10 protein-coding genes are annotated in these 9942 nt (G+C 71.0%); 6 read left to right on the plus strand and 4 right to left on the minus strand.

Annotated elements, in window-relative coordinates:
- Positions 1 to 330: 330 nt before the first annotated feature.
- The 5 genes from ACIQMJ_RS40800 to ACIQMJ_RS40820 all read left to right on the plus strand — a co-directional run bounded on the left by ACIQMJ_RS40800 (position 331) and on the right by ACIQMJ_RS40820 (position 5335).
- Positions 331 to 1338, plus strand: coding sequence for a protein kinase family protein (locus ACIQMJ_RS40800; protein ID WP_499766381.1), 1008 nt, complete (start codon positions 331 to 333; stop codon positions 1336 to 1338).
- Between the two features lie 2 nt (positions 1339 to 1340).
- Complete coding sequence (locus tag ACIQMJ_RS40805) at positions 1341 to 2321, plus strand: hypothetical protein (RefSeq protein WP_499766382.1); 981 nt, start codon at positions 1341 to 1343, stop codon at positions 2319 to 2321.
- Positions 2321 to 3556 (plus strand): adenylosuccinate synthetase, encoded by a 1236-nt coding sequence (locus ACIQMJ_RS40810; protein WP_499766383.1) that lies wholly within the window; start codon positions 2321 to 2323, stop codon positions 3554 to 3556. Before ACIQMJ_RS40805 ends, ACIQMJ_RS40810 begins: the two co-directional genes overlap by 1 nt.
- Positions 3557 to 3574: 18 nt before the next feature.
- Positions 3575 to 4210 (plus strand): NUDIX hydrolase, encoded by a 636-nt coding sequence (locus ACIQMJ_RS40815; RefSeq protein WP_499766384.1) that lies wholly within the window; start codon positions 3575 to 3577, stop codon positions 4208 to 4210.
- A 150-nt stretch (positions 4211 to 4360) separates the two neighbouring features.
- Positions 4361 to 5335: a heme-binding protein gene (locus tag ACIQMJ_RS40820; protein WP_499766385.1), complete on the plus strand. Its 975-nt coding sequence runs from the start codon at positions 4361 to 4363 to the stop codon at positions 5333 to 5335.
- 51 nt (positions 5336 to 5386) lie between these two features.
- Here ACIQMJ_RS40820 and ACIQMJ_RS40825 read toward each other — a convergent pair whose 3' ends face one another.
- From ACIQMJ_RS40825 to ACIQMJ_RS40840, 4 genes are read right to left on the minus strand one after another with little or no spacing between them, the layout of a single operon-like run.
- Positions 5387 to 6670 (minus strand): ferritin-like domain-containing protein, encoded by a 1284-nt coding sequence (locus tag ACIQMJ_RS40825; RefSeq protein ID WP_499766386.1) that lies wholly within the window; start codon positions 6668 to 6670, stop codon positions 5387 to 5389.
- A complete protein-coding gene (locus ACIQMJ_RS40830; RefSeq protein WP_499766387.1) occupies positions 6667 to 7473 on the minus strand; it encodes an HvfC/BufC family peptide modification chaperone in 807 nt (268 codons plus the stop codon). The genes ACIQMJ_RS40825 and ACIQMJ_RS40830 overlap by 4 nt, the downstream gene beginning before the upstream one ends.
- Positions 7463 to 8299, minus strand: coding sequence for an MNIO family bufferin maturase (bufB, locus tag ACIQMJ_RS40835; RefSeq protein ID WP_499766388.1), 837 nt, complete (start codon positions 8297 to 8299; stop codon positions 7463 to 7465). The genes ACIQMJ_RS40830 and bufB overlap by 11 nt, the downstream gene beginning before the upstream one ends.
- Positions 8299 to 9033 carry a hypothetical protein gene (locus ACIQMJ_RS40840; protein ID WP_499766389.1) on the minus strand — a complete coding sequence of 245 codons (735 nt, stop codon included), beginning with the start codon at positions 9031 to 9033 and terminating at the stop codon, positions 8299 to 8301. Before ACIQMJ_RS40840 ends, bufB begins: the two co-directional genes overlap by 1 nt.
- 310 nt (positions 9034 to 9343) lie before the next feature.
- Between ACIQMJ_RS40840 and ACIQMJ_RS40845 the strand changes: the two genes are divergently transcribed.
- A complete protein-coding gene (locus tag ACIQMJ_RS40845; protein WP_499766390.1) occupies positions 9344 to 9781 on the plus strand; it encodes a PRC-barrel domain containing protein in 438 nt (145 codons plus the stop codon).
- Positions 9782 to 9942 lie beyond the last annotated feature (161 nt).

The raw sequence follows: 9942 nt of genomic DNA on the forward strand, positions 1-9942 counted from the left end.
TCGTCGGTCAACACCACAGCGGCCACCGGCCGACCCGTCCGAGCCATCGGACAAATCTACACTTACTCAACGAATTTCAGGCGCAGGACACTAGTTGCGCGGTGCGCAAGGCAGACTCCTGTTCTCGGCGGGGCACGCCGAGTCATCGGTGCGGAGAAAGGGAGAACTGCGCTCGCGGAGCGGTGCTCGACGCGAACGCGGGGGGACCGATGATCACAGGAAGTACAACATCGCCGACCACCATAGCCCGAAGATCCACGTCATGCCATGTGACCGGCGACACATTCCCATTCCACCCGACCGAGGGTTTGAGTCGTCTAGACTCAAACTATGTTCACCAGGGACGAAGCGCTCGACAAGGTCGAACGGGCGGGCTCCGCGGCCGACCTGTTCGGCCCGGTCGACCCCGACCCCGGCCGGCGCAAGGAAGCACAGCGGCTCTACCTGAAGCTGGCCGCCGTGCTGCACCCCGACCGCGTCGGCCCGCACGACACCAGGGCGCACGCCGCGTCCGCGGAACTGACCCGGCTGCACCACGAGTGGCTGCACGCGGCGCCCGTCGAGCTGCGCACCGACCGGGCGACCTACCGGATCACCGAGCGGCACGCGGTCGGCAGCGTCGCCAACGTCTACCGCACCGACGGCCCGCACGTGGTCAAGGTCGTGCGCAACCCCGCGCTCAACCCGCTGCTGCACGCCGAGTGGGACGCCCTGCGCCGCCTCGACCGCTTCACCGACGAGCACCGCTGGCTGCGCCCCTACTACCCCCGGCCGGTCGACACCTCCGGCGACGTGGCCCGCGGCTCCCGCGCGTTCACCGTCCTCGCGCCGCTGGTGGACGGGTTCGTCACGCTCGCCGACGTGCGGCGGGCGTTCCCGCGGGGCCTGGACGGCCGCGACTACGCCTGGATGCACCGCCGGCTGCTGCGGGCGGTCGCGGGCGCGCACCGGATCGGCCTGGTGCACGGCGCGATCGTCGCCGACAACGTGCTGATCCACCCCGAGCAGCACGGCGTCGTGCTCGCCGGCTGGACGTTCGCCGTCAGCGCGGGCGAACGGCTGCTCGCCACCGACCGGACCACCGCCTACCCGCCGGAAGTCCACGACGGACGACCGGTCACCCCGGCCACCGACGTCCACATGGCGCACGCGCTCATGCGGGACCTCCTGGCCGACACCGAAACCGCGCAGCTCCGGTTCGCCCGCGGCTGCACGCAGGACGACCCGACCCGGCGGCCCGACGCCGCCGACCTGCTCACCGAGTACGACGACCTGCTCGAAAACCTCTACGGCGAGCGGACCTTCCGCCCGTTCGCCCTCCCCGGAACAGGAGCCTGACCATGGGACACGGCAAGTGGGACGACAACGCCTACGCGGCGGCCAAGACCTTCCGCGCCGCCAAGGGCATCGACGACTTCGGCTACACCGCCGCGCTGCGGTCGCGCCCGTCGAAGGAGTGGAAGGCCGACCCGTCGCTGGACCCGAAGGGCGTGGTGGCGCGCGAGTGCCGCGACTCGCCCGACCACGCCGACTCGACGCCCATCGCGGTGCTGTTCGACGTCACCGGCTCGATGGGCCGCGTGCCGCAGATCATGCAGCGCAAGCTCGGCAAGCTGCACGGCCTGCTCCAGCGCAAGGGCTACCTCACCGACCCGCAGCTGATGTTCGGCGGCATCGGTGACGCCGACAGCGACCGCGTGCCACTTCAGGTCGGCCAGTTCGAGTCGGACAACCGCATGGACGAACAGCTGCGCACCATCTTCCTGGAGGGCAACGGCGGCGGCCAGAAGAGCGAGTCCTACGAGCTCGCCGCCTACTTCGTCGCCCGGCACGTCGTCACCGACGCCTGGCAGAAGCGCGGCCGCAAGGGCTACCTGTTCCTCATCGGCGACGAGCTCAACAAGCCCCGCCTGGAAGCCCGGCACATCCGCCGCATCATCGGCGACGACGTCAAGCAGGACATCGACCCGGCCTCGATCTACCGGGAGCTCAGCCGCAAGTGGCACGTCTACTTCGTGCTGCCGAACCAGTCGTCGTACTACCACGACCAGGACATCGCCGACCACTGGCGCGACCTGCTCGGCCAGCGCTTCCTCAAGCTCGACGACCCCGGCGCGGTGTGCGAGCTGATCGCCGCCACCATCGGCATGGAGGAACGCGTCGTGGACCTGGACCAGGCGATGGTCGACCTGGCCGAGGTCGGGTCGGTCGCCGAGAGCCGGGCCGTCGGCAAGGCGCTGGTCCACGTCGGCGGCACGACCGTCGCCACCACGACCGCTCCCCCGCGGCTGGACGGCCCCGACGACGTGACGCTGACGTGATGGACGGGCACATCATCGTCGTCGGCCTCGGGTTCGGCGACGAGGGCAAGGGAGCGGTGGTCGACGCGCTGTGCCACGACGGCCCGGTCACGTCGGTGGTCCGGTTCAACGGCGGCGCGCAGGCCGCGCACAACGTCGTCGTCGGCGACCGGCACCACACCTTCAGCCAGTTCGGGTCCGGCACGCTCGCGGGCGTGCCGACCCACCTCTCCCGGCACGTCCTGGTCGAACCGATCGCCCTGGCCGGCGAGTCCCGCGAACTGGCGCAGCTGGGCGTCACCGACCCGCTGCGCCTGCTGTCCGTCGACGCCGACGCCCTGCTCACCACCCCGATCCACGTCGCCGCCAACCGGGCCCGCGAGGACGCCCGCGGCCACGCCCGGCACGGCTCGTGCGGCAAGGGCATCGGCGAGACCGCCTGGTACGGGCTGCTCGCCGACAGCGGCGCGGCACCCGGCGACGTCGTGGAGGGCCAAACCGTCCTCGGCGCGCCGGGCGCACCGCCCACGGTCGGCGACTGCGCCCACCCCGCCGTGCTGCGGGCCAAGCTCGACGCCCTGGCCCGGTTCTACGCGCCGCTGATCGGCGACGGCCCGTCGGTGGACGACCTCGTCGCGCTCTACCGGGACTTCGCGGGCGCGGTCCGCGTCACCACCGGCGACGAGGTGGGCCGCCTGGCCGACCGCGGCCGGCTGGTGTTCGAAGGCGCGCAGGGCGTCCTGCTCGACCAGTGGCGCGGCTTCCACCCCCACACCACGTGGTCCACCGTCACCCCCGACAACGCGCGCGCCCTGCTCGGACACCGCCACGCCACCGTGATCGGCGTGACGCGGACCTACCAGACCCGCCACGGCGCGGGACCGTTCCCCACCGAGGACCACCGGGTGCTCGCGCGGTTCCCCGAACGCCACAACGACACCGGCCGGTACCAGGGCGCGTGGCGGGCCGGGCACCTCGACGCCGTGCTGCTGCGCTACGCGATCGACGCCTGCGGCGGCGTCGACGCCCTCGCCGCCACCCACCTCGACGCCCACGACCTGAAGGTGGCCACCGCCTACGACCGACCCCTGCCCGACACCGACCTGACCGCGTTCCTCACCCGCCGCACACCGACCCTCGTCGACCTGCCCGACCCGGTGACCTGGCTCGAAGCACACCTGGGCGTACCGGTGGCGATCACCGGCGCCGGACCGGACCGGACCCACTACGCGGTGCGCACACCCGTGCCGCGCTGAGTGCGGGACAATCCCACCATGATCGAGTCGACACCGGTGTCGGTGGACGTGCTGGCGTTGCGCTTCGACCCCACCGCGCGCGCCGTGCTCCTCGGCATCGCACCCCGCGCGCTCGACCCCTTCGCGGGCGACCTCGCCCTGCCCGGCGTGCTGCTGGGCAAGGGCGAACGCCTGCGCGACGCCGCACGCCGCGCGGTCACCGGCAAGCTCGGCGTGCCGGAGGCCGCGATCTCCGCCTCCGGCCAGCTGACCACGTTCGACGAACCGTCCCGCGACCCGCGCGGCCCCACGCTCTCCATCGCCCTGTGGGCCACCATCGACCCCGCCCGGCTCACCGACGGCGGCCCGACGTGGACACCGCTGGCCGACGTCCCACCGCTCGCGTTCGACCACAACCGCATCGTCCGCGACTGCCGCCCCCTCCTGGCCGACCACCTCTGGCGCGACACCGCGTTCACCGCCGGACTGCTGGGCCGCGAGTTCACCACCGCCCAAGCCCTCGACGTCACCGAGTCCCTGACCGGGGACCGCCCCTACCCCGCCAACCTCGGCCGCACCATGGAACGCGTCCCCGGCCTGGAACGCACCGCGCAGCACGCCGCCGCCCTGCCCAAGGGCGGCCGCCCGCCCTCGGTCTGGCGCTGGACCACCTGAACCCGGCGGTCGCACCACGCGACAGCGCCGTCTTCGATCGTGTGACGGCAATGCCACGACGGGTGACACCCCCGAGGTCTCCTTGAACCGCGTGACGACCACGACCGACGATGCCTCGAAGGGGGACGGCGAACACACCTGGAGCGCCCGATGCCACTCAAGGCACAGATCGCGGATCTGTCACGCTTCCAACAACTCCTGATCGGCACCTGGACCAACCAGGACCTGCCCGGCACCGGCAAGGGCGGCCCGAACAGCCCGTACTCCTACAACGTCATGCCCCTGCCGCAGCAGTCACCCCAGAACGGCATGGACCTCGGGTACATCCTCAAGAACTTCACCTACTACGAGACCATCCAGTTCAAGGGCACGACCGACATCGCGAGCCCCGTCGAGGCGCCCAACCGGGGCGGCACCTACCAGCAGTCCCCGTACGTGGTCTTCTACGACCAGCAGATCCGCTTCGCCGAAGGCCCCGGCATCGGCACCATCGTCCACGAGGAGAACGGGGCCTGGCTCCACCTGCACACCGAGAAGCAGCAGATCGGCCCCTACCCCTACCCGACGGACAACCCCGCCCTCGAACCCGGCGACCCCGAACCACAACCCCCGACCCAGACGGTCTGCAAGCAGATCTCCGTGCCGCACGGCGTCTCCGTCCTGGCCCTCGGCGACTGCCAGGACGGCCTCTTCGCACCGCTCATCCCCAAGGCAGCCCCGCCCCTGCCGACCCCCGGCGGCCTCGACACCACCCCGTACGGCGACACCCTCGCCACCCCGGACAACTACCAGAACCCCCAACCCGCCCTCACCGGCCAGATCACCCTGCCCCTGCAAGCCGCGATCCTCGACCTCGTCGCGGCAGGCCACGGCATCAGCAACTACATCCACTGCCAGGTCGACACCGGCAACGGCGGCGCGGTGATGAACATCCCCTTCGAGAAGCGCCGGGCGGCCATCGTCGGCTACGGCGCGGACTACTGGCTCATGTCGCTCGACGGCGGCAACAACTACGACATCCTCGCCTACACCCAAAGGATCGTGCTCGAAATCCTGATCGGTGACGTCACCTACACCTTCCCGCACCCGACGTCCAACGTCCTCACCCGGGCGGAAACCGTGTGACGCCGCCGCGGACCGCGTCGACCACCCTGGACGACGCGGTCCGTCGAACCGCTAGCCGCGGCGCACGCCGAGGTCCTCCGGCATCTGGTCGCTGATCAACCACAGCACGCTGTTGTCCCCGCCCAGCGCCGGGAAGTGCGGCAACACCCGCTCGCACAACTCCTTCAGGTGCCGGGTCATCGACACGCCCTCCGGGAACTCGTAGTACTCGAACGTGGGCGCGGCCTGCATCCCCCGGTAAGGCCCCTCGGTGATCGGCGTCCGCACCAACTCCTTGATCACCCCGAACAACAACCCCTGCATCGCCGCGATGAAAACGCGCTCCAACCCGTAACGCGGACTGGTCGCACCCGGCTTCACATCGTTCCCCGAGGTGTCGTACAGCTCGTCCAGCAGCGCCAGCACGTAGGTGTACGCGGCGCACCCCAACCGCCCCAGGTCCCGGACCGGCCCCTCCGGGTAATCGGCCACCCGCGGGTTCTCCGGCACCTCGTGCACGTCACCGATCAACTCCCAACCCTCGGCGATGCGCTTGAACTTCACGTAGTGCGGAGCCTCGAACAACCCCGTCGCCAGGTCCTGCGCCGGGTTCGCCGGATCGATCGGCACCTCCTGCTGGTCCGGGTCCATGCCCTCACCCTGCTCCACGATCACGTTGATCGCGGTGAGCGCCGAGTGCAGGTCGTGCACGATGATCGGCGCGCCACCACCACCCTCGTTCCAATAGGTGTTGGTGTACTGCAAGTCCACCCGGTTGTGCCGGAACAGCTCCAGCTCCCGCTCCCCCGGCGGCCCCAACCGGGTCGGCACCGTCGGGTCCACACCGCACAACCGCTGGAACCCGTCGAAGATCGCCTTGTAGAACTGGCCGATCGTCTGGTACTCCCCCGACTCCGCCGGCGCGCCCACCTTCGCCGGCAGCTCGAGCGGCATGAACACGTCCGCCACCAGCTCCGTCGTCAACGGCGCCAGCTTCAACTCCAGCAGCGGCACCCGGTGCAACATCGGAGACGGGAACGTCGGCACGAACTCCTCGTGCCGGAACCTGATGTGGTCACCGCGCCCGATGGCCACGATCAGGTTCCGCACCAGCGACAGGTGCAGCATCTCCTCGATCACGATGCTCTTGATCAACCGGAACGCGCCCGGCCCCGCCGACCACTGCGACACGTTGTCCGTCTTGATCGAGTACGCCGCGTACAGGTACAGCGGGATCGTCGACATCTCCAGCCGGGCCGCGTCGTACAGGTGCGAGAACAGCTCGTCGACCGAATCGATCGGCTTGTCCGCCTTCGGCGGCCGGTACCCCGTGGGCACCGCGTGGGTGGTGGTCATCGGTGCGACGTCCTTCCGTTGATTCCGACGATCAGTCGTTCGGCCATCCAGGCGCGCAAGCACGCGTCGGTCCCCCCGGCGTCCAACCCCGCGTCACGACCGGCCCGACCCACCGGCGTGCCCGACCGCAACGCCGCCAACAACCGGAAGCGCGGCTCGTCGAACTCCGCCACGGTCACCACGAAGTCGGTGCGCGCCACCACCAACCGGACCTCCGCCGGACCCGGCAACGGCGGGTCCTGCCCGGCCCGCACCGCGACCGCGAACCGGTGCACCGGGAACCCCACCCGAACCAACCTCAAACACTCCACAGTGGACACCACCGTGCCCGCCCACCCCCGCTCACCCGACCCCGGCGCGGCCGGCGGCGGCTCGCGGAACTCCGCACCACCCGCGGAGTGCGCCTCGGCGAACGCCCGCTCGAACCGGACCACGTCGACCAGCAAGTCGATCCAGGGCTCCCGCACCCCCGACACCACATCCGGCCGACCGGCGGACAGGTGATCGGCGAACCCCGCCCCGAGCGCCTCCAACGTGTAGCTGCGCGACGGACAGGACCGCAGGTACTCCCCCGCGAACTCCTCGAACAGCTCCGCACCGAGCAGGTGCCGCGCCACCGGGTAGTGCGCAGCCAGGCAGTCGACCAACCGCGAGCGGTACCCGCGCTGGTAGATCGCCAACCGCCGCGCCGCCGACAGCCGCGCCGTCCCCACCACCACGTCCGCCACCCCACCGGCACCCGCCGGGTCCAGGATCGCGCCCTGCAACCAGCCCTGAAGCCGGCGCAGCCCCTCAGCCGACACGAGCCGTCCGCTCCCGCGCCTTGGCCAGCTCGGCGGTCACCACCGGGAACGGCGGCACCCGGTCGTCCCACTCGACCAGCGCCGTCACCGACGGCAGCAACCCGGTCGTGAACTCGTACAGGTCCCACACCGCATCGGCCACCGGCCGGTCGTGCGTGTCGATCAGGTGCGTGCCACGATCCGCGTGCCCCGCCAGGTGCAGGTACACGACCCGGTCGGCCGGCAGTGCCCGCACGTACTCGTACGGGTCGAACTCGTGGTTCACCGCCGACACGTAGACGTTGTTCACGTCCAGCAACAACCCGCACCCGGACTCCTCCGCCAACCGGGCCAGGAACTCGCACTCCGACACGGTCGACTCCGCGAAACCCAAGTACGTGCTCGGGTTCTCCAGCACCAGCGGACGCTCCAAGACGTCCTGCGCCACCCGAACCCGGCGCACGACGTGGCGCAACGACTCCTCGGTCAGCGGCAGCGGCAGCAGGTCGTGCGTGTTCAACCCCAGCACACCCGTCCAGCACAGGTGGTCCGACACCCACGCGGCCCCCACACCACCCGCCAACCGCCCCACCCGGCGCAGGTAGTCCAGGTCCAGCGGATCGGTGCTCCCGATCGACAGCGACACCCCGTGCAGCACCACCGGGAACCGCTCGGCGACCTGGTCGAGCAGGTACCGGGCATAACCACCGTTGTCCAGCACGTTCTCCGTGATGACCTCGAACCAGTCCACCCCGGACGGCCCCCGCAGCACGTCGGCGGCGTGACGCGAGCGCAGACCGACGCCGAAGCCCAGCTCCGGCAGGCCGAGCCGGACGGGCGCCGCCATCAGGTGCGGCCCACGTAACGCGGCAGCACGCCGGTCCCCCCGCCTTGCGGCGACTTCCCCGCCTTCCCCGTCTTGCGGGCCTTCCCGGCCTTCCCCGTCTTGCGGGCCTTCCCGGCCTTCCCCGCTTTCCCGGCCTGCTCCGTCACGATCGGCCGCGATGTCAGGGAGGCGAAGAGCTGCGAGCGATCCGTCTCGTAGTCGGGCACCTTGTCGTTCGGGTAGCCCGCGCCGGGCGCCGGGTCGAACGCGACGCCCGCCTCCCACATGCGCGCCTCGAACCGGGTGCGCGCCAACTTCCACACGCTGGTGCCCTTGAACGGGCCCGCCGACGCCACCCGGCACTCGTTGATCGGGCTCGCGCAACTGCCGTTGGCGCTGCACGACTGCTCGCCCGGCTTGGTCTGCTCGAACTCGCTGCCCGCGTACCCGCAGCCGCCCTGGCCCCGGCACTGGTTGTCGCCGTGGCAGACGTGCAGCGCCGTGGCGCAGGTGCCCGCGCCCGGCAGCTTCGCCTGACCGGACTCGTCGTGCCCCTTGCAGGCGTTCAACCCCATGCACACGTGCAGTTCGAGCACCGGCGCGGACGTGGTCATGCTCTCCCGCGGACCACCGGCCTCGTGGCTGCTCTCCCGCAGCTGCCTGCCCGCCGGACCACCGGTCAGGAACAGCGCCGCCTGGTCCGCCGACATCCCGTCGTGGCCGTTGCCCTCACGTCGATCGTGCGTGCTGCCCATCTCCGCGACCACCTTCCCCGAGGGGGCACCCGGTTCCGCGCGGAACCGGTCCCATCCCTTCTACACCGCCGGTATCCCGGCAGCCGGGTCAATCGCCACCCCGCCCCGTTCGGGAAGCCAACGTCACCGGTACGAGGTCGAGTGCCATCACGGTCGGTTGCCACGCTGGTGTCGACGCGGGCAAGGCGAGCCGCGATCGAGCATTTATTTCGGTCAACACTGAAGTAATCATGAGTACGAAGTAAGCGGAAGTCTCGATCGTCCCTCGAACGGGTACTCCCCGGTCGTCCATCCGACCAAGGAGGCCGAGATGCACCCGCTCCCCATCCCCTTCGCGCCGTGGGTGTGGCGCAACGTCGACGAGCTGCTCGACGGTCGCGACACCGACTCCCCCGAGGCCGGTGAGGCCACCCGGTCCCCCGAGCGGCACGACCGGCCGGACATCGGCCTGCTCGGGTACGAGGTCGAGGCGCTCGACGGCGCGATCGGCGAGGTCGACCAGTCCAACGCCCGGGTGCCCGCCGACTGCCTGCTGGTCGACGCGGGCACGTGGTCGTCGCACCGCAAGGTCGTGCTGCCGGTCGGCGCGGTCGCGAAGGTCGACCACGGCTCGAAGAAGGTCCACGTCGACCGCACCCGGGACCAGGTGCGGCAGGCTCCGGAGTACGACCCGGACACGTTCGACGCCGACGAGTACCGGCAACGCCTCGGCGACTACTACACCGAGAGCTACCGGACCACCCCGTGACGGTCCACAGCGGAGGGTGAGGCACGCCGGGTGTCGACGGGGGGGGGGGCCCCCCCCCCCCCCCCGGCGGGGCGCCCGCCCGTTCCCAGAAACCCGCGGCCCCCAGCGCGGGCGCCTACCACGGCAGCCAGTGGCCCGCGGCCAGCACCACCACCGCCTCC

The organism is Actinosynnema sp. NPDC091369 (assembly GCF_044757065.1).
GTDB lineage: Bacteria > Actinomycetota > Actinomycetes > Mycobacteriales > Pseudonocardiaceae > Actinosynnema.

Bases quoted from the DNA above. Each gene is read 5' to 3' on its own strand.
- ACIQMJ_RS40840 (WP_499766389.1), bottom strand. From the start codon at position 9,033: ATGGGCAGCACGCACGATCGACGTGAGGGCAACGGCCACGACGGGATG.
- ACIQMJ_RS40815 (WP_499766384.1), top strand. From the start codon at position 3,575: ATGATCGAGTCGACACCGGTGTCGGTGGACGTGCTGGCGTTGCGCTTC.
- ACIQMJ_RS40810 (WP_499766383.1), top strand. From the start codon at position 2,321: ATGGACGGGCACATCATCGTCGTCGGCCTCGGGTTCGGCGACGAGGGC.
- ACIQMJ_RS40820 (WP_499766385.1), top strand. From the start codon at position 4,361: ATGCCACTCAAGGCACAGATCGCGGATCTGTCACGCTTCCAACAACTC.
- ACIQMJ_RS40825 (WP_499766386.1), bottom strand. From the start codon at position 6,670: ATGACCACCACCCACGCGGTGCCCACGGGGTACCGGCCGCCGAAGGCG.
- ACIQMJ_RS40805 (WP_499766382.1), top strand. From the start codon at position 1,341: ATGGGACACGGCAAGTGGGACGACAACGCCTACGCGGCGGCCAAGACC.
- ACIQMJ_RS40845 (WP_499766390.1), top strand. From the start codon at position 9,344: ATGCACCCGCTCCCCATCCCCTTCGCGCCGTGGGTGTGGCGCAACGTC.
- bufB (WP_499766388.1), bottom strand. From the start codon at position 8,299: ATGGCGGCGCCCGTCCGGCTCGGCCTGCCGGAGCTGGGCTTCGGCGTC.
- ACIQMJ_RS40800 (WP_499766381.1), top strand. From the start codon at position 331: ATGTTCACCAGGGACGAAGCGCTCGACAAGGTCGAACGGGCGGGCTCC.